The sequence below is a fragment of the Actinomadura sp. NPDC049382 genome, assembly GCF_040677125.1.
GTDB classification, from domain to species: domain Bacteria; phylum Actinomycetota; class Actinomycetes; order Streptosporangiales; family Streptosporangiaceae; genus Spirillospora; species Spirillospora geliboluensis.
Window position 1 is genome coordinate 36804 of the sequence record NZ_JBFARO010000005.1, and the last position, 14912, is coordinate 51715.

The following is a 14912-nucleotide window of genomic DNA, read 5'->3' on the forward strand; positions in this document are numbered from 1 at the left end:
CGGCCGCTATGCCGAGTGGACTGACCAGGCCGGGGGTGGGGGGCACCCCCCTGGGTCACCAGTCCCGGGAGGTGGGGAGCCGGGGCGGTTCGGCGGTGCGGTTGCCGCGCTTGGCGTTGCAGGACCGGTGTGCGGCTTTGCCGGGGCCGAGGAGCTTGCCGCCTTTACTGAGGGGCTGCTCGTGGTCGTAGGTCCAGCTCATGGGGTGCCTGTAGTCGAGGTCCCGGTCGATCCATTCGCCGCAGATCCAGCAGGTGTCTGCCTTCTTGCGGAGCTTGGCGGTCTTGGCGCGGTAGGCGCGGTGGTCTCTGCCTCGCTTCTCGGGCATGGCCACCTCCGACATGCGAAAGGGCCCGGCATGCTATCCGGGCCCTCCGACAGAACGTCTCAGTGGATCACATGGTGACGCGATGCCCCCGTGTTTGGCAAGTCGCCTTGCCGAACCGGCGAACCCTATGCCTCGGGTCGGACGGTCTCCTCGTCCTCCCAGCCATCGAACGGCGTGCGCTCGATCCATGCCCGGTAGACCTCGATGCCCGCAGCCTTGAGCGCCTCGCACGCGCGCCGCCGGGTCTCCTCGTCGGCGCTCTCGGTGATGGCGATGTGCAGGATGCTCATGGTCTCCAGCTCTCGTCGTAGTCGGGGTGGTCGGCGTACGGCAGGGCGAGCAGACGGAGCGTGGGGCATGGCGCCCGCCGTGCATCGTCGTTCAGGACGCACACGTCACATAGCCCGTACTCGTTCGGCCCGTGCTCGTCCACGATCCGCCGCTTGGCCTCGACCTCGGCCAGCACCCGCTCAGGCTGCCAGTGGACGGCGTGCCGCGCGTCCGACCGTGTCGGCCAGGTCATGAACCCGTCGTGCTCGTTCTCGGGCCACAGGCTGATCGTGTTGTCCTCGATCAGCCACCGCCGGTTCCCCGCCTCACGCGCCGTCTGCTCGTCCTCGTCGAGCCGGGCATTGAGGAACTCCACCAGCGTCATGCGCTCATCCTCTCGCGTTCCTTGGTCTCCCGCTTGGCCTTGGCCTGCGCTTCCCGCGCGAGCTTCTCCACGAGCAGGTCCCGCACGTCGCTGACCCGGTACAGCGGGTGCCCGGCGGCGTCCTTCCCGTGCTCGATGAGCCGCCCCTTGCGCGCCCAGTGCCGGACGGTGTCGGCGGGGAGCGGCGCGGCGAGCCGGGTGAGGACGTCGGCGGCCTGGACGGCGGGCAGGAGCTGGTCGGCGATGGCGCCGAGCATGGTGTCCCGCTGGGTCTGCACGTCCACCGCGTCCCCGTCGCAGTCGCGGCACTGCACGCGGGACGCGCCGGGCTTGGCGTAGAGGGCGGCCCCGCACGCGCACCGGCCGGCGAACTGCCTCTCAGCGGGCCGGTCGGTGACGCGCTGTGCGGCCCTCACGGCCGTCACGATCTCCCCGTGCGCCTCTCCGGCCGCCGGGTGCCTCACGAGCCGCTCAAGGCGCGCTGAGAGCCACCGGGCCATGGCCTGCGCCGTGTCGTCCGGCCACTCCTCCGGCTGTGCCTCCTGCAGCACGCGGACCCAGCCGACGAGGGTGGAGCGCAGGACGTACCCGGCCTCGGACGCGCGCCTGTCGTACGGCAGCGGGGTGGAGTTGCCGCCTCCGCCGCGCCCCATGCGGGACACCTGCCGGGACAGGGTGACGTCGAGGTCGCCGAGAACCTCCGGCACGCCGTCGAGGGCGCGGCTCAGCTCGGCCTGGCACGCCCCGCACATGAGACCGGAGCGGGCGGGCAGGTCGCAACCGTCGATGGGGCAGGGCACGCGGCTCAACGGGTCTCCTCGCGGTCGATGCGGTAGGTGGCACCTCCGCCGGTGAAGGTCGGCGTGAGGTTGCGCAGCAGCGCGTCGGTGCAGGGGTCGCAGTAGGGGCCGCACCGCTTGCGGTCGGTGCCGTCGGGTCCGATGAGCACGATGCGGCGGACGCTGACGGGCTGACCGTCGCCGCGCTTGCAGAGTTGAGGCTCGTCGATCACGGGGTCTCCTTGGGCTGCTCGATGGTGAGGGCGTCGAGGAGGACGTCGGCGGGGACGGCGATGCGGTTGCGGGCGACCTCCCGTCCACGGCGGACGGCGGCTTCGGCGGCGAGCCTGCGCCGGCGTTCGGCGGCGATGGCGTCGCGGGCCTGGTCGCGCTGGTCGCGGAGTGACGCGATGACGATCGCGGCGGCGTTGAGGGCTTCGCGGGCGGTGTCGCGCTCCCGCTTGGCCTGCTCGGCGCGCTCGCCTGCCGCACGGTTCTCAGCGTCGGCCTTGGCCAGTTCGGACCGCGCCCATTTCAGATCGTCGCGGAATCCCTTCGAGCGCCCGCACGCCGACCCGCCCGACGTGTCGGCGGCGGGCTCTGTGCGGCCCGTGGGGGTGCTGGGGCCCGTGGGGCCGTCACCGTGTGCGGGTGCGGGGCTCACGGGCGCTCTCCTTTCGACTGTTGAACGCTGCCGGGGGCTTGGCGGCGGCGTGCGCCCACCGCCCGAACCGGTTGACCTTGAAGCGGGGCTCGCCGTCGCGGTCGCGGAGGGCGGCGGGGTCATAGCAGGAGACCTGCCGTCCGGGCGGCTGGGTGTAGTCCCATCGCTGGTGGGCGTCGAACGCGGACAGGGAGGAGAACTCCCTGCCGCAGGGCACGCAGATGGATGCGCTCATCGGGTTCCTCCGTGGACGGCTTGGTGTGCGGTGAGGTCCCCGCCCGCCGTGGCGAGGGAGGCGAGGACGGCGGACTCGGCGATCAGCCACAGCGGGGCGGGGTGGCCGGTGCCGGGCCGGTCGGGGTCGAGGTAGCGGGTGCCGGACCGGTCGTGCGGCTCCCCGGTCGGCGGCCCCAGCGGCGGCGGCGGCTGCACGGTGGCGGCGGGCCCAGGGCGGCTCATGCCGGTGCCTCTACGCGGCCGAGCAGCATGCAGACGTGGTCATGCTCGGTGACGCAGGCGTGGCAGCAGTACATGCGGTCGTTCAGGCGTCCTAGGCACTCGTCGCAGAGCGCCACGTCGACGACGTGCTCGTGCTCGCAGCCCGCCTTCGCCTGATGGGCGGCTTCGTTGCGGCATGGGGTCCTGGCCCATCCGCCTTGGCAGATCTGAGCGGTCATCTGGGCTCCCCGTGGTTCACGCGGCCCAGCACCTGGGCGCACTGGCACCCGTCGTCGGGGCCCCAGGACGGGCATGCGCTCGTCGTGCCCGCGTGCTCGCAGCCGCACGGGTCGTTCCATGAGGCGGCGGTGCATCCGCACTGGTCGTTGCTGTGCCAGCGCTTCACCCACGCGCCGCACTGTTCGCAGGTGAGGTACGGGTTCGCGAACGTGATGAAGGTGTGGGTTCGGGTGTAGGTCATCAGGGCTCCTTGTGGTCGAGGGCTTGCCGGGCGGCGAGGAACTCGGTGTTGGGCGGGTCGCCGCGCGCGTCCCCGGTGATCTGCGGGGGCCGGGGGATGGGCCGCCACCCGTGCTGGCGCAGCAGGGCGACGAGCGCGGCTCCCACGTGGTCGGGGTCGATCCCTGCGGCGAGGCGGCCGGTGAGGTGCCGGGCGAGCACGCCGGCCGCGTGCACGTCCTCCGGGGCCGGGGCGGTCATGCCACGGCTCCGTCGGCGATGAGCCAGGCGGCGCGGATGGTGACCTTGTGCTCGTCCATGACCCCGGCGGTCGCGGCGAGCAGCGGGTAGCCCTGGGCGGCCTGCTCGTCGGAGTACAGCTCGTGCCGGGCGGCCTCCAGGGCCTTCTTGCCGCGGTCGGGCTGGGCGAGGAGCTGCTCGACGGCGCCGATGTAGGCGCGGACCTGCTGCCGCTCCCAGTCGGCCTCCTGGGCCTTGCGGCGGGCGGCGGCGTCCTGGGCCTTGCGGTAGTCGGCGAGGATCTTCTGGACGTGCTGGTTGGACTCGTAGCCGCCGATGTCGTCTCCGGCCTCGATGGCGGGCACCTGCTCGGCGCCGGAGGCGATGCGGGCCTGCTGCGCGCGCAGGGCGGCCATGTACGCCTGCGGGTCGTCGGGGTCGGCGGGCGGCGGGATCGGTGACAGGCCGGGGCCGGCGGGGCCGATGCGGGCCTCGCGGATGGCCTTGACGCGCTTGCGGACGTGCCCGGCCATCAGCCACGTGTCGGGGTCCTCGCGGAAGTGGTCGGCGACGGCCTGACAGGCGTCGTCGTAGTCGAGGTCGCCGATGTCGAACGCCCAGACGGTGACGTCGGCCTTGCCGAGGGTGCGGCGGTCGCGGGCGGCGATGAGGGTCAGGAGGTCGACGACCTGCTCGGGGGTCATGCCAGTTCTCCTCGGATCAGGTTGAGCTGGGGTTCGTTGGTGAGGCCGAGTTCGGCTTTGAGGGCCTGGGCCTGGGCGACGCGTTCGTCGGTGGTGGAGCGGCGGGGCGAAACGGCGCCGTTTCGGCCGGGCGCCGCGCGGCGTTCCTGTTCTTTCCGCATCCAATTCCGCCAGGTCTTTTCCCAGTCGAGTTTTCGGCCTCTCGCGCCGGGGACGGCCCGCCAGTAGTCGCAGAACGCTTCGTGGTCGTCGATTCCGCAGAGCGGTGCCTTTTCGCGCGCCCATGCGGCCATGGCCTCGGTGACGGTGAAGTCGTCGGGGAGGGGGTGGCCCCGGTCGGTCTTGGACCCCTTGGGGGGTCCCGGCGAAGCCGGGGGGGCGTCTTGTAGTTCTTCGTAAGAAGAACTACGGGTCGGGTCGGGACGGGTCGGGGTTACGAACTTCGCCCGAACGTTCGGGGGTTGTTCGCCCGAACGTTTCGGGGGCTGACCTGTGCCCTTGCGTTTTGCCCGCAGGATTCTCATGCGTTCTCGGGCTGCATCGCGCTCGCGTTTCACGTCGCTGCTGTGCGGGTTGTAGTCGCCCCAGTCGTGGAACCGGTAGCCGCCCTTCGCTCGCCTCCACAACCCGCACGTGACCAGCGACTCGGCCAGCTCGCCCGAGTCCGGCAGCAGTCGCGGGAGCACATGTTCGGGCACGAACCCATCCGTGAGGTTCGCGGCCGACCACGTGCCGGCGACCACCCACAGACCCAGTGCCGCGGGCTCGGCGGCCAGCACCTTGGGGTGGGAGTGGAACGAGTCGTCCACCTTGAACCACGTCATTCAGGTGACTCCATTCTCGTTCTTCCGGCGGGCCTCGTAACGGTCCGCGTGCCTGCGTGTGATTTTCAGTTCCCAGGCAGCTTCCTGGATGGTGTAGCCGCCCCCGCGGAGTTGCTTGTAACGCTCGTATCGCTCGTTGGCGATCTCGGTTCGGGCCGCTCTCGCAAGGGCGAAGTTCGCCCGCGAGATATCGGCCCGGTTCACCTTTCCTCCAGCCTGCTCGCCGCCATTCCTCTTGCACAACTCGGCCTGTGGACAGACCTGTGGATGACGTGTGGATGGAGAGTCCACAGATCGTGGATCGAGGGTGTGTACGCCTGTGGACAACGAAGATTTTTTAGCCGTCCCCGCTGGTCACAGCCATGCACGCCTGTGGACAACAGAAAGTTCACCGGTCCCTCCTGCGGTGGGCGAGCGCGGCCCGGACGGCGGACAGGCCGGCGGCGTCCCGCTCCCCGATCCACGCCCGCGCCCCGGTGAGGTCGCCGCGTGCGATCAGGCCGATGAGGGGCGAGGCGGCGTCCTGGGTGACGGTGGGCAGCAGCAGGCGTGCCGCGAGGTCGGGGGCCTCACGGGCGAGGAGGCGGGCGGCGCTGCGCTCCTCGCTCGGGGAGGGGTGATAGGCGCCGCCGAGGATGTGCCTCGCCTTGCGGTCCACGAACCCGTCGCCCGTGGTGGGCTTCACCGTGTGGGCGGCGGCGGCGATCTGCTCAGTTGTCGCCAAGGGGGGTCTCCAGTTCGGTGATGTGCAGGACGAGCCGGCCCGCGGGCTCGACGTCGCCGCACCGCATGTCGGGGCCGATCAGGTACCGGTCGGAGTCGTCGGGGAGGATGCGGGCGTCCACGAGCCCGTCCACGGCCGCCTTCGCGGACGGGTAGAGGTTGTGGACGTCGCGGCGGCGCCGGTCCGGCGGCCGGTACTCGACGGTGATCTGCGCGCGTTGCAGTCGCGGCACGGACCCGCAGGCGAGCAGATAGGCGGCCTCCCGGATCGCCTTGGTGATCTCGGCGCGGCGGCGCCAGTGGATGCGCCGGTTGGCGTTCAGCAGTTCCATCCCGGCGGGGAGTTGGACGGTGAAGGTCCGGACGGTCAACGGTCCTCCTGGGGGTCGCGTTCGGCGGTGCGGCGCGCGAGTTGCTCGCCGAGCCACCACAGGGCATCGAGGCGCTCGGCGAGGCGGCCGAGGCAGTGCGGGCACCACGCCAGCCCGTCCGGCGGCTGGAGCGGCATCGGGTCCAGGACGACGGGCGTGGCGTTGGTGACGGGGTACGCGGCCTGGCCGCACATGGCGGTCTTGCCGGGGCGGGGCCCGTCCTCGCGGATGACGTGGAGGCGGCGGACCTGCCCGGCGCGGGAACGGCCGTCGACGTAGCCGGAGTGGACTGCTCTAGCCACGGCGGTCCTCCTTGAGTGCCGCGTCGCGGCGGTGGTTGTCGGCGCGGCCCGCGATGATCCGCACCGCCAGCTCCGGCGGGGTGGACGGCGCGTAGGTCAGCACCCCGGCCGCGCCGCACGAGCAGCACCAGGACACGGCGCCGATGGGCGGGAGGTGGCCGAGGGTGGTGGTGTGCCTCACGCGGCGGCTCCCCGCCTCAGGTGGTCCATGAGGGCCTCGCCGATGTGCCGGGTGTACGCCGGCGGGATCGCCTCGTTCAGCTCGCCCTTGGTCAGGTAGCGGTGCGCAAGGCCCATGGCGTCGGCCGCCGCGGCGCGCGAGCAGTTCCCGCCGCCGTTCACCGACACGAACGCCGTCCATTCGTCCAGCCGGCCGTAGTGGGCCTTGCGCTTGTCGAGCGTGTAGTGCAGCGGGTGACGGCCGGGGCAGGGCCGCGGCGCGGTGAGCGGGAACGAGGTCTCGAAGTAGCGGTGCCTGCTGACGCGCAGGCCGTCGAACATGGTTCCGCAGAGCATCACCGGGTCGTGGAGCCTCCCGCGGGCGTCCTCGACGTTCTCGATGACGTACGGCAGGCGGCTGGCGATGAGTCCCGGTCGGATGACGTCGATCAGGTCCGGGTGCCGGTTCTCGGTGTAGCGGTGCCGCAGGCGCGTGTACCGCTGACAGGGCGGGCTGGCGTGGATCGCGTCGAACGTCGCCAGGAAGTCGCGGGCGGCGAGAGTGCCGATCGCGTTCTCCTGGATGAACCGGTACGGGTAGTTGGGCTGCGGGTTCTTGTCGACGCCGACGACCTCGAAGCCCGCCGCGGCGTATCCGTCCGCGGCGCCGCCGGCGCAGCAGAACAGGTCGAGGAGTCGCGGCCGCGGGGTGGGCCCGGTGCCGGGGGCCGCGCCGCCGTCCGGCGCCGGGGGCAGTGCGGTCACCGGCCGGCCCCCTTGCGGATCGCAGCCATGACGGCGTCGCACAGCTCGGTCACGGTCATGCCGTCGAGGTGGACGCCGCGCTGGTCGGCGTCGGCGAAGAAGCCGTGCACGGCCTGCTCGGTGCGCTGCACCTGCTCGGCGAGGCGGTCCCGCTCGGCCTCGGCCTTCTTCCAGCCGTTCATGGCGTCGTCGCGCTCGTCCGTCCGTGCGTCCAGCTCGGCGCGGAGCCGCTCGGATTCGGTGCGGGGGCCCCGCACGAGGTGGTCGAGCGCCTCGCGGGCGTCGTCCCACTCGGTGGTCTGGTTCTGCAGCTCGTCGAGGATCGCGCCCGCGTCGCCGAGGTCGAGCAGCCGCTTGGTCTCGCGGCGGGCCGGGTGGTCCCAGTAGGTGTCAGCCATCGGCCTGGTCTCCGTCCTGCTCGTCGGTCTTCCTGCGGCGGCCGACGACGGGCCAGCCGCCGGTGACGCGGGCCATCAGGCCGTCGTTCGGCCTGGCGTGGGTGCGGGTGCCTTCGCCGGGCGGCGGGTCGAGCGGCTCCCGGCGCGGTCCGAGGTCGGGCATGGTGGTGAGCGGCCCGGAGGTGGCGACGGGCGCGCCGGCGCGCCCGTGCGGGACGGGCGGTGCGACGGGGAGGTGGGGTGCGACCTCGGCGCGGGAGTCCGTCACCGGCGCGCCGGGCGGCACGAGGTCGTCCATGTCGGTGGCGCCGCCCCGGAAGTCGGCCTCCTCCCACATGCCGGGCAGCTCGGCGGCGGGGACCGGGGGCTCGTGCAGGAGGCCGGTGGCGGCGAGCGCGGCGTCCGGGTCGTAGGCGGGCGGCGTCCGCTCGGCCTGCTCCTCGAAGAACGCGATCTCTTCAGCGAGGCGGTCCGCCGCGTCCTTCGCGCGCTGGTGCTGCGCCTCCGCCTCGGCGAGCAGTTGGCGCGCGGCGGCGACGTCCTGCTCGGCTTGGGCGAGGTTGAGGCGGACGGTCTCGGCGTCCTTGCGGAGTCCGGCGACGAGGCGGCGGAGGCCGTTCCGCAGGTACGGGGTCGGGGTGGCGAGCAGCGCAGTCACGACGCGCCCCCGTCCCGCTCGTCCTCGGCGGGCTCGCTGGTCGGCGGAGGCGTCATGATGCGCACCCGCTTGCCCGCAACGAGCTCGACGGTCTCGACGGTCCAGCCCTGCGCGACCATCTCGGCGACCTGGTCGTCCAGCGATCCCGACTGCGCGGCGATCAGCCCCGTCACCTCGGGGTGGCACTGCGCGATGTGGTCCAGCAGCTCATCGGCGCCGGTCCTCTTCTCGTCCGTCACCGCGCACCCCCGAACGAGCTGTACGGGCTGGCGATGGCGCGGATGCCGACGTGCGTCCACACGTTCACCAGCACGCCCCGGTACGTCCCGCTGGCGGACAGGTGGACCCACTCGGCGTGGTTGTTGCGGCCCTGCGAGGGGGTGACGCCGCCGCCGAGGAACTCCCCGAACGCGTCCAGCGCCGTCCGCGCCTGCTCGTCGGAGTGCGCCCGGCGGACGTGCCCGTGCAGCCGCCCCAGGTCGTCGATCCGCCACTCGGCCACCTCGGCCGGGCCGGACTCCAGCAGCTTGCCGAGGGCGAGCGCGGCGGCGATCTGCCGCCCGCGCGGGGTGCCCTCCTCGATAAGGTCGTGACTCATGGCCGTGTCCTTCCTGTAGATGACGGCCGTTCGGTCCGCCGTCCCGGATGCACCCGGGGCGGCGGTCTTGCTTGCGGTCAGGTGGGCGAGGGCGCGCCGCCACCACGGCCGCCGTGCGATGCGGGCGCGGATCTCGAGCAGGCCGCCGCCCGGCACCACCCGGTCGGCGTGCTCGTGCAGCAGGGCGCGGATGTGCGCCTCACGAGCGCGGGCGTGCGCACCCTCGGCGGTCATCGGTAGTCCTCTTCCTTCGCCAGCTCCTCCTCCATCAGGGAGCGGTACGCGGTCTCGTAGAGCTGGGACAGCCGGGCGAGCGCCCGGACGCGGGCCCGCTGGTACGCCTTCAAGCGGGGGTTTCTCTTCTGGGCGTCGTTCTGTGCGTCCTTGCAGGCGCGGCACGGCTCCTCGCCGTGGCGCAGGTGCCGCATGTAGGCGGCGCGGGTGCCGCACGGCTTCGGTTCGCGGGCCATCACTCGCCGCCCGTCTCCGCGTCGGCGGCGGCCTGCTCGGCAGCGGCGGCGTCCGCGTCCACGATCTCCGCGTCCACCGGCGCCTCGATCGCGGCGTGCGCCGGCGCGGCGCCGACCTGTCCCCGGCTGGTCGGAGCGTTCGCGGCGACGGAGGCGCGGAGCTGCTCACGCCGGTACTCCGCCGACGTGGGCACCCACGGCTCCAGTCGCCGGGCGGCGGTCTTCCACCACATGGACCGGCCCTGGAACTCCGGGTGGTTCGGGCCGCCGTCCATCCGGTTCCACGGCGAGTACGGGGAGTCCTTGCCGTCGGATGCCTCGCGGGCGGCCATGACGTCGTCGCGGGACAGGATCACCACGCGGGACACCGCGCCCGTCATCAGCTCGGCGTAGGCGTACACGCCGACCATCTCGCCGCGCTGGCGGCTGCCGTTGGAGCCGAAGAAGTCCGCGCCCGTGACGCCGTCGCCGCCGAACTTGTGGACGGGCTTGGTGTCCTCGCCCTCGACGTAGCGGAACTGGTCGGCCGCGCACACCTCCCGGACGACGACCTTGGCGACCGCGCCGGAGCGGTACATCCGCTCGATGATCCCCCGGTAGCCCTCGATGCCCTGAACCTGCGGACGGCCCTTCTTCTTGCGGGGCGTCAGATAGAACTCGTCGGTGCCGGGCTGGTGGCCGAGCGCCGCGCACCGCATCAGCGCGGTGATGAGCGAGTCCGGCGTCGCCTGCGCGGCCTCCATCAGCTTGGCGTCGGCGTACAGCGCTCCGGCGGCGGTGCCGAGGAACGACTCGACATCGACGTGCTGGGGGAGGACGGCGTCGAAGTGGTTGCGCTTGGCCCACATGATCGCGACGGGGCCGGTGTTCTTCTGCTCGACGGCCTGGGTGACGGTGGTCACGGCTTCTCCTTCTTCGCCCGTGCGGGCGTGAGCTTGTCGACGGTGGAGGTGGTGCGGCATGCCTCGTAGGCGTCGGGGAACTCGGTGCGCAGGCGCTTGGCGTCCACGCGGGTCTGCTCGTAGACGGAGCGAGTGGCGACCTTCCGGCCGCCGCAGACGGCGCGCTTGGCCTGGCCCATGCGGGCGCGGACCTGGTTGACCATCAGGTCGTAGTTCTCCTGCGCGTCCTTCAGGTCGAGCGCGGCCTGCGAGTAGGCGTAGGCCAAGTCCTCATCGACCTCGGCGTCGTCGGCGTCCGCGTCGAGCGGGTACAACTGTTTGAGTGCCTGGGCGGTGGCCGGCGTGTGGTCGATCGCGGGCACCTGGCCCTGCTCGACCATGTCCAGGAAGTCCTGCGCGGCGTCGCGCATCAGCTTCACGTCCGCCTCGTCGTAGGCCACGACGTAGTTCCGGATGGAGCGGGACGACAGGAACAGGCACGTCACGTGCGCCGTCTCCAGGCCGAGCGTGTCGAGCTGCCACAGCACCTGCGCCCGGTAGTAGGGCGGGATCTCGTCGGTGCCGTCCTCGCCCCACCCGTCGTAGGTGCCGGACGACTTGATCTCCAGGACGGAGTGCGGCACGCCGATGGTCGTCTCTTCGAGGCGGTACAGGTCGCGGTCGGTCGTCGCTAGTTGCCACAGCCGGTCGGTGTTCTGCCACAGGCGGCCAGGGGCGACCAGCCATCCGGACTGGCTCTCGGCCCAGCGGTCGGCGATCCACGGCTCCAGGTGGCGGCCCAGCGACATCTCGATGTTGTCGAAGTCCTCGGAGATCTCGCCGCGCTTCTTGTAGTAGAGGTTGAAAGCGCTGTCGAACGGGCTGATGCCGAGGATCACGGCGATCTCCGACGCGGTGATCCCCAGGCGGCGGGCGGCGAGCCACTCCTCGCGGGGCGCGTCCGGCGGCAGAACCAGGCGGGCGCTCACGGCGTCCACGTCCCATCGTCGTCGCGGTCGGCCTCGGTTCCGGGGTCGGCGGTGACGAGCATCGTCAGCGCACGCTCGCGGGTGACGTGGCCGTGCTCGGTCAGCAGTTCCAGCGCGCTGGACGTGTCGATCCACTCCTCGTCGAACGCACCGCCGACCATGTCCAGGACCTCGTGGAGCTTCACCGGAGCCTCCCGGTCAGCAGGTCGAGGGCGGTCTCGGCGGCGGTCATGTCCCGCGTGCGGAGCGCGTCGCACAGGGCGGTGAACGCCCGGTCCCGCGCCTCGGCGTCTGCGATGACGGACGCGAGGGCCAGTTCGTCCTCGACGGTCATCCACGGCATGGACAGGACCCGGTGGGCGAGGGTCATCAGGTGGCGGCGCGGCGTGTCCGGCGCCTCCGTCACGGCGCTCACTTCGCACCGTCCCGGGTCTTGTAGGTGACCGGCTGCAGCTCGGCGTAGGTGCGGATCGTCCGCGCCGTCACCGCCGGGTCCGGGCCCCCCGGGTACACCGGGTTGAGGAACCCGGTCAGCACGCCGACCAGGTGCGCGGCGCGCTGCCCGATCAGCCGGTCGTAGGGCTCCCAGTCACCGGCCGGGCTCGGCAGGTCGAGCGCGTCGCGGACCGCGGCGACCATGTCCCGCACCTTGTCGGCGGGTACCGTGTCGAGCGGCGTGAGGGGCGCGTACACCCGCTCCGCCTCGTCCAGTCCCACGCGGGTGCCCCGGCTGGTGACGAACTCGGTCCCGTTCTCGCCGTGGATCGCGAACAGGATGTCGCCGTCGCGTCCGGCGTACCGGTGGCCGGGCCTGTAGACGGCGCTCACCGGGCACCGCCCAGGATGTTGTCGGCCGCGATGTCGTGGCGGTGCTGCGCGGACGTCACCGGGTCGGTGCCGTACTGGCCGCACTCCTCCCACCACTCGTGCAGCGGGCCGACCGTGCGCCGGGCGCTGCGCCGCGACCGGAGCGCGCCCCGGACGTTCGCGGCCAGCAGCACCGCGCCGCACAGCGCCGGCACGGCGACGACCGCGCCGAGCAGCGGCACCGTGTACACCCACGTCGCCACCGCCGCCACCGCGGACCCCAGCGTCAGCGCCGCCGCGCACGGGATCCCGACACGCGGGCGCCGCGACGACGCCGGACCGCACAGCGCGGCCAGCACGGCGGCGACCGCGACGATCGATGTGATCAACACGTTCTTCCTCCTAGAATCGGTTCGCGGACTTCCTCCGCGGCGGCCTCCGGTAGCAGCGGGGGCCGTCTTCTTGTTCAGGCAGAGCGCTTGGCCGCGGCGTCCAGGTGCGGGCGCACCAGGGCGGCGAGGCGGACGATCTGGGTCGGGGTGAGCCGGTCACCGCGGGCGCGGGCGTGCGCTCGGCCGGCGGCGAATGCCTCTTCGGGGGTGCGGACTCGTGGGTGCGGGTTGCCGCACTGGCAGGTCTTCGTCATCACGCGCCGCCGATCTCGGACCACACCGCGTCGAACAGGTCGCGGTCGGCCTCGGTGTAGACGGCGACGTCGCGCTGCGCACCGTCGATGAAGCGGGGCGCGGTGCGGGGGATCTCGCCGTGCCGGCGGACATAGGCGGCCTTGAGGCGCTTGCCGAACGTGGGGGCGAGCTTGCGGGCGGCGGTCGCGGCCATGCCCTGGTCGCCGAGGTAGTCGCCGACGGTCAGCAGCCGCGTCGCCGGGTCCTGCTCGGGCTCCTCGCCCAGGGCGCGGGCGGCGACCTCGCGGGCCTTGGCCTCCAGCCACCGGGCGTCGACAAGGCCGGGCATGAGGCGCAGGACGTCCATCTGCCGGCGGGCGGTCTCGGCGATCTCGTTGAGCTGGTCGCGGGTGGCGCGCGGGTTGATCGCGCCGCCGTTGGTCCAGTACGCCTCGATCGCGTCGGCGACCTCGGCCTGGTAGGCGATCAGCTTCGGTGCGACGTCCTTCCCGACCCGCCGCTCGTCGATCGTGGCGAGCAGCATGAGGAACGTGCGGACGTCGCAAATGACCATGTCCCTGGTCTTGCCGTCCTCGGCAACCACCGGGCTCTGGCTGGTGGTTGCCCATGACCTGCTGCGGAGCTTCTCGACCTGCGTCCAGTAGTCAACGCCGATCGATTCGAGCGCGGGCTTCAGGACGACGCGGGGCTGGCCCTTCACATCGACGAGGGGCACGTCGTCGCCGTGGAAGGGGACGTGGACGATCTCACTCATCGCCGCGGCTCCCCTCGGGGGCCGACGCTGCCGGTCCCTCCGCAGATGGGGCAGTTGATCGGGGGGCCGCCGTTGTCGCCGGGGTTGGGGATGCTCCCCCGGCCGTTGCACTGGCCGCATTGAGGCATGCGGTCTCTCCGGATTCGGGGTAGGGGAAGAGGTCCTCGACGCGCTTGCCGAGGGCGGCCGCGAGGCGGATGCGGGAGTCGTCGCCGAATCCGGCCAAACCGCGTTCGCCCCGGCTCAGGTGCGCCAGGTCGATGCCTGATCTGGCGGCGAGGGCCTCAAGAGAAAGCCCCAGGTCATGCCGGGCTTTCCTGACCCTTGCGCCCCACATCTCGGGAAGCGATCTCTTGTGTTGCATGCAAGGAGCTTTGCATTTGGTACAAGGCATGTCAAGCCAGAACCGGAAACTTCCCCCCGTGCCTGATGAGCGGCCTTGCATGGCATGCAAAACTTGTGCGCATGGACGACAAGAGGCGCCAGCGCGAGCGCCAAGCGGAGGCGGGCCGATGGCTGCGCACCGAGCGCGAGCGGGCAGGGTTCGCCACCCTGAACCAGTTCGCGCGCGCGCTGGGTATAGACCAATCGCAGGTGTCCCGCTACGAGCTGGGCACCAGTGCAGTAAGCGACGACCGCGCCGAGAAGATCGCTGAGGTGTTGCGCCTAGACATCATCACCGTGCGGCGCAACCTCGGCCTGTGGGTGCCCGAGACCCCGATGGGCCGGGCCGAGATGGTGATGGACCAGAACGAGCGGATGGTCGCCGATCTGATCGAGCGGGTGCGCCGGCTCAACGAGCGCAAGCGCCGGGCCGTCGAGGAAGTGGTCCGCGCTTTCGAGGATGAACAGGCGCCCGCGCGTGAACCTGACGGCGGCAAACACTGAACAGCCAGCGAGTTGTGACCGTATGCGGCCAGTTAGTGACTGGTGATGCCCGGACCGTTATCGCATTATGTGACGACTAGGAAACGGTCCGAAGTGGCGGATTGACGGCGAAACTCTCCCCCGCGCAAGAGATTCACCGGCCGCCACCCCGACTCGACGGAGAGATGCAACCGTGCCCCAGCCCGACACCCCGACCATCCTGGCGATCGCCGCAGCAACACTCATCGGCTACAAGCTCATCGCGCGGCACCTGCGCGCCGTCCGCCAGGACGTGCGCCGCGTCGAAGACCTCGGCGAACGCGTCGTCGCGACCGACCAGGCCATCCTGGCCGCCCTGCGCGGGGGCGGCGCCGACGCCGAAGACGCCGCCGCCCGAATGCTCGGCTAGAGCCAGGCCGCCCGGTCCCTCGC

34 protein-coding genes are annotated in these 14912 nt (G+C 71.9%); 2 read left to right on the forward strand and 32 right to left on the reverse strand.

Going from position 1 to position 14912, the window contains the following annotated elements:
* Positions 1–55: 55 nt before the first annotated feature.
* The 32 genes from AB0K34_RS04955 to AB0K34_RS05110 all read right to left on the reverse strand — a co-directional run bounded on the left by AB0K34_RS04955 (position 56) and on the right by AB0K34_RS05110 (position 13613).
* Entirely contained in the window at positions 56–328 is a 273-nt protein-coding gene (locus AB0K34_RS04955; RefSeq protein ID WP_364545653.1) for a hypothetical protein, read from the reverse strand.
* Positions 329–453: 125 nt separating this feature from the next.
* On the reverse strand, positions 454–618 hold the full coding sequence (locus AB0K34_RS04960) for a hypothetical protein (protein WP_364545656.1): 165 nt from the start codon (positions 616–618) through the stop codon (positions 454–456).
* The gene (locus AB0K34_RS04965; protein WP_364545658.1) at positions 615–983 is read right to left on the reverse strand and encodes a DUF6221 family protein; all 369 of its coding nucleotides are present in this window, start codon (positions 981–983) and stop codon (positions 615–617) included. The genes AB0K34_RS04960 and AB0K34_RS04965 overlap by 4 nt, the downstream gene beginning before the upstream one ends.
* Positions 980–1792 (reverse strand): hypothetical protein, encoded by an 813-nt coding sequence (locus tag AB0K34_RS04970; protein ID WP_364545660.1) that lies wholly within the window; start codon positions 1790–1792, stop codon positions 980–982. Before AB0K34_RS04970 ends, AB0K34_RS04965 begins: the two co-directional genes overlap by 4 nt.
* A complete protein-coding gene (locus AB0K34_RS04975) occupies positions 1789–1995 on the reverse strand; it encodes a hypothetical protein (RefSeq protein WP_364545663.1) in 207 nt (68 codons plus the stop codon). Before AB0K34_RS04975 ends, AB0K34_RS04970 begins: the two co-directional genes overlap by 4 nt.
* Positions 1992–2426 (reverse strand): hypothetical protein, encoded by a 435-nt coding sequence (locus AB0K34_RS04980; RefSeq protein WP_364545665.1) that lies wholly within the window; start codon positions 2424–2426, stop codon positions 1992–1994. The genes AB0K34_RS04975 and AB0K34_RS04980 overlap by 4 nt, the downstream gene beginning before the upstream one ends.
* Entirely contained in the window at positions 2401–2661 is a 261-nt protein-coding gene (locus tag AB0K34_RS04985) for a hypothetical protein (protein ID WP_364545668.1), read from the reverse strand. The genes AB0K34_RS04980 and AB0K34_RS04985 overlap by 26 nt, the downstream gene beginning before the upstream one ends.
* Positions 2658–2885 carry a hypothetical protein gene (locus AB0K34_RS04990; protein WP_364545671.1) on the reverse strand — a complete coding sequence of 76 codons (228 nt, stop codon included), beginning with the start codon at positions 2883–2885 and terminating at the stop codon, positions 2658–2660. Before AB0K34_RS04990 ends, AB0K34_RS04985 begins: the two co-directional genes overlap by 4 nt.
* A complete protein-coding gene (locus AB0K34_RS04995; protein ID WP_364545673.1) occupies positions 2882–3103 on the reverse strand; it encodes a hypothetical protein in 222 nt (73 codons plus the stop codon). The genes AB0K34_RS04990 and AB0K34_RS04995 overlap by 4 nt, the downstream gene beginning before the upstream one ends.
* The gene (locus tag AB0K34_RS05000) at positions 3100–3345 is read right to left on the reverse strand and encodes a hypothetical protein (protein WP_364545676.1); all 246 of its coding nucleotides are present in this window, start codon (positions 3343–3345) and stop codon (positions 3100–3102) included. The genes AB0K34_RS04995 and AB0K34_RS05000 overlap by 4 nt, the downstream gene beginning before the upstream one ends.
* Entirely contained in the window at positions 3345–3584 is a 240-nt protein-coding gene (locus tag AB0K34_RS05005) for a hypothetical protein (RefSeq protein WP_364545679.1), read from the reverse strand. The genes AB0K34_RS05000 and AB0K34_RS05005 overlap by 1 nt, the downstream gene beginning before the upstream one ends.
* Positions 3581–4267 (reverse strand): hypothetical protein, encoded by a 687-nt coding sequence (locus tag AB0K34_RS05010; protein ID WP_364545682.1) that lies wholly within the window; start codon positions 4265–4267, stop codon positions 3581–3583. The genes AB0K34_RS05005 and AB0K34_RS05010 overlap by 4 nt, the downstream gene beginning before the upstream one ends.
* The gene (locus AB0K34_RS05015; RefSeq protein WP_364545684.1) at positions 4264–5091 is read right to left on the reverse strand and encodes a hypothetical protein; all 828 of its coding nucleotides are present in this window, start codon (positions 5089–5091) and stop codon (positions 4264–4266) included. Before AB0K34_RS05015 ends, AB0K34_RS05010 begins: the two co-directional genes overlap by 4 nt.
* Positions 5092–5295: a hypothetical protein gene (locus AB0K34_RS05020; RefSeq protein WP_364545687.1), complete on the reverse strand. Its 204-nt coding sequence runs from the start codon at positions 5293–5295 to the stop codon at positions 5092–5094. It abuts the gene before it with no gap.
* Positions 5296–5479: 184 nt separating this feature from the next.
* On the reverse strand, positions 5480–5815 hold the full coding sequence (locus tag AB0K34_RS05025) for a hypothetical protein (protein WP_364545690.1): 336 nt from the start codon (positions 5813–5815) through the stop codon (positions 5480–5482).
* Positions 5802–6185 carry a hypothetical protein gene (locus AB0K34_RS05030; RefSeq protein ID WP_364545693.1) on the reverse strand — a complete coding sequence of 128 codons (384 nt, stop codon included), beginning with the start codon at positions 6183–6185 and terminating at the stop codon, positions 5802–5804. The genes AB0K34_RS05025 and AB0K34_RS05030 overlap by 14 nt, the downstream gene beginning before the upstream one ends.
* Positions 6182–6487 carry a hypothetical protein gene (locus AB0K34_RS05035; protein ID WP_364545696.1) on the reverse strand — a complete coding sequence of 102 codons (306 nt, stop codon included), beginning with the start codon at positions 6485–6487 and terminating at the stop codon, positions 6182–6184. Before AB0K34_RS05035 ends, AB0K34_RS05030 begins: the two co-directional genes overlap by 4 nt.
* Positions 6480–6668, reverse strand: coding sequence for a hypothetical protein (locus AB0K34_RS05040; protein ID WP_364545699.1), 189 nt, complete (start codon positions 6666–6668; stop codon positions 6480–6482). The genes AB0K34_RS05035 and AB0K34_RS05040 overlap by 8 nt, the downstream gene beginning before the upstream one ends.
* Positions 6665–7411 carry a DNA cytosine methyltransferase gene (locus tag AB0K34_RS05045; RefSeq protein ID WP_364545702.1) on the reverse strand — a complete coding sequence of 249 codons (747 nt, stop codon included), beginning with the start codon at positions 7409–7411 and terminating at the stop codon, positions 6665–6667. The genes AB0K34_RS05040 and AB0K34_RS05045 overlap by 4 nt, the downstream gene beginning before the upstream one ends.
* Entirely contained in the window at positions 7408–7809 is a 402-nt protein-coding gene (locus tag AB0K34_RS05050) for a hypothetical protein (RefSeq protein ID WP_364545705.1), read from the reverse strand. Before AB0K34_RS05050 ends, AB0K34_RS05045 begins: the two co-directional genes overlap by 4 nt.
* Entirely contained in the window at positions 7802–8467 is a 666-nt protein-coding gene (locus AB0K34_RS05055) for a hypothetical protein (protein WP_364545708.1), read from the reverse strand. The genes AB0K34_RS05050 and AB0K34_RS05055 overlap by 8 nt, the downstream gene beginning before the upstream one ends.
* Positions 8464–8706, reverse strand: a complete 243-nt coding sequence (locus AB0K34_RS05060) for a hypothetical protein (protein ID WP_364545711.1) — start codon at positions 8704–8706, stop codon at positions 8464–8466. The genes AB0K34_RS05055 and AB0K34_RS05060 overlap by 4 nt, the downstream gene beginning before the upstream one ends.
* Positions 8703–9299 (reverse strand): hypothetical protein, encoded by a 597-nt coding sequence (locus AB0K34_RS05065; protein ID WP_364545713.1) that lies wholly within the window; start codon positions 9297–9299, stop codon positions 8703–8705. Before AB0K34_RS05065 ends, AB0K34_RS05060 begins: the two co-directional genes overlap by 4 nt.
* The gene (locus tag AB0K34_RS05070) at positions 9296–9535 is read right to left on the reverse strand and encodes a hypothetical protein (protein WP_364545716.1); all 240 of its coding nucleotides are present in this window, start codon (positions 9533–9535) and stop codon (positions 9296–9298) included. The genes AB0K34_RS05065 and AB0K34_RS05070 overlap by 4 nt, the downstream gene beginning before the upstream one ends.
* Positions 9535–10437, reverse strand: a complete 903-nt coding sequence (locus AB0K34_RS05075) for a recombinase RecT (RefSeq protein ID WP_364545719.1) — start codon at positions 10435–10437, stop codon at positions 9535–9537. Before AB0K34_RS05075 ends, AB0K34_RS05070 begins: the two co-directional genes overlap by 1 nt.
* Positions 10434–11414 (reverse strand): lambda-exonuclease family protein, encoded by a 981-nt coding sequence (locus tag AB0K34_RS05080; RefSeq protein WP_364545722.1) that lies wholly within the window; start codon positions 11412–11414, stop codon positions 10434–10436. The genes AB0K34_RS05075 and AB0K34_RS05080 overlap by 4 nt, the downstream gene beginning before the upstream one ends.
* Positions 11402–11590, reverse strand: coding sequence for a hypothetical protein (locus AB0K34_RS05085; RefSeq protein ID WP_364545725.1), 189 nt, complete (start codon positions 11588–11590; stop codon positions 11402–11404). Before AB0K34_RS05085 ends, AB0K34_RS05080 begins: the two co-directional genes overlap by 13 nt.
* Positions 11587–11820, reverse strand: coding sequence for a hypothetical protein (locus tag AB0K34_RS05090; RefSeq protein WP_364545728.1), 234 nt, complete (start codon positions 11818–11820; stop codon positions 11587–11589). The genes AB0K34_RS05085 and AB0K34_RS05090 overlap by 4 nt, the downstream gene beginning before the upstream one ends.
* Entirely contained in the window at positions 11817–12233 is a 417-nt protein-coding gene (locus AB0K34_RS05095; RefSeq protein ID WP_364545731.1) for a hypothetical protein, read from the reverse strand. The genes AB0K34_RS05090 and AB0K34_RS05095 overlap by 4 nt, the downstream gene beginning before the upstream one ends.
* Positions 12230–12604, reverse strand: a complete 375-nt coding sequence (locus AB0K34_RS05100) for a hypothetical protein (RefSeq protein ID WP_364545733.1) — start codon at positions 12602–12604, stop codon at positions 12230–12232. Before AB0K34_RS05100 ends, AB0K34_RS05095 begins: the two co-directional genes overlap by 4 nt.
* Before the next feature lie 74 nt (positions 12605–12678).
* Positions 12679–12858 (reverse strand): hypothetical protein, encoded by a 180-nt coding sequence (locus tag AB0K34_RS05105; RefSeq protein WP_364545736.1) that lies wholly within the window; start codon positions 12856–12858, stop codon positions 12679–12681.
* Positions 12858–13613 carry a phage antirepressor N-terminal domain-containing protein gene (locus tag AB0K34_RS05110; RefSeq protein WP_364545739.1) on the reverse strand — a complete coding sequence of 252 codons (756 nt, stop codon included), beginning with the start codon at positions 13611–13613 and terminating at the stop codon, positions 12858–12860. The genes AB0K34_RS05105 and AB0K34_RS05110 overlap by 1 nt, the downstream gene beginning before the upstream one ends.
* Positions 13614–14078: 465 nt before the next feature.
* Here AB0K34_RS05110 and AB0K34_RS05115 point away from each other — a divergent pair, with 465 nt between their 5' ends.
* Together AB0K34_RS05115 and AB0K34_RS05120 are read left to right on the forward strand one after the other, a co-directional pair.
* Positions 14079–14501 (forward strand): helix-turn-helix transcriptional regulator, encoded by a 423-nt coding sequence (locus AB0K34_RS05115; protein WP_364545742.1) that lies wholly within the window; start codon positions 14079–14081, stop codon positions 14499–14501.
* A gap of 172 nt (positions 14502–14673) precedes the next feature.
* A complete protein-coding gene (locus AB0K34_RS05120; RefSeq protein WP_364545745.1) occupies positions 14674–14889 on the forward strand; it encodes a hypothetical protein in 216 nt (71 codons plus the stop codon).
* Positions 14890–14912 lie beyond the last annotated feature (23 nt).

Coding starts and splice junctions, on each gene's coding strand:
- AB0K34_RS04955 (WP_364545653.1), bottom strand. CDS start 328: ATGCCCGAGAAGCGAGGCAGAGACCACCGCGCCTACCGCGCCAAGACC.
- AB0K34_RS04960 (WP_364545656.1), bottom strand. CDS start 618: ATGAGCATCCTGCACATCGCCATCACCGAGAGCGCCGACGAGGAGACC.
- AB0K34_RS04965 (WP_364545658.1), bottom strand. CDS start 983: ATGACGCTGGTGGAGTTCCTCAATGCCCGGCTCGACGAGGACGAGCAG.
- AB0K34_RS04985 (WP_364545668.1), bottom strand. CDS start 2,661: ATGAGCGCATCCATCTGCGTGCCCTGCGGCAGGGAGTTCTCCTCCCTG.
- AB0K34_RS04990 (WP_364545671.1), bottom strand. CDS start 2,885: ATGAGCCGCCCTGGGCCCGCCGCCACCGTGCAGCCGCCGCCGCCGCTG.
- AB0K34_RS04995 (WP_364545673.1), bottom strand. CDS start 3,103: ATGACCGCTCAGATCTGCCAAGGCGGATGGGCCAGGACCCCATGCCGC.
- AB0K34_RS05000 (WP_364545676.1), bottom strand. CDS start 3,345: ATGACCTACACCCGAACCCACACCTTCATCACGTTCGCGAACCCGTAC.
- AB0K34_RS05005 (WP_364545679.1), bottom strand. CDS start 3,584: ATGACCGCCCCGGCCCCGGAGGACGTGCACGCGGCCGGCGTGCTCGCC.
- AB0K34_RS05010 (WP_364545682.1), bottom strand. CDS start 4,267: ATGACCCCCGAGCAGGTCGTCGACCTCCTGACCCTCATCGCCGCCCGC.
- AB0K34_RS05015 (WP_364545684.1), bottom strand. CDS start 5,091: ATGACGTGGTTCAAGGTGGACGACTCGTTCCACTCCCACCCCAAGGTG.
- AB0K34_RS05050 (WP_364545705.1), bottom strand. CDS start 7,809: ATGGCTGACACCTACTGGGACCACCCGGCCCGCCGCGAGACCAAGCGG.
- AB0K34_RS05065 (WP_364545713.1), bottom strand. CDS start 9,299: ATGACCGCCGAGGGTGCGCACGCCCGCGCTCGTGAGGCGCACATCCGC.
- AB0K34_RS05070 (WP_364545716.1), bottom strand. CDS start 9,535: ATGGCCCGCGAACCGAAGCCGTGCGGCACCCGCGCCGCCTACATGCGG.
- AB0K34_RS05105 (WP_364545736.1), bottom strand. CDS start 12,858: ATGACGAAGACCTGCCAGTGCGGCAACCCGCACCCACGAGTCCGCACC.
- AB0K34_RS05110 (WP_364545739.1), bottom strand. CDS start 13,613: ATGAGTGAGATCGTCCACGTCCCCTTCCACGGCGACGACGTGCCCCTC.
- AB0K34_RS05115 (WP_364545742.1), top strand. CDS start 14,079: ATGGACGACAAGAGGCGCCAGCGCGAGCGCCAAGCGGAGGCGGGCCGA.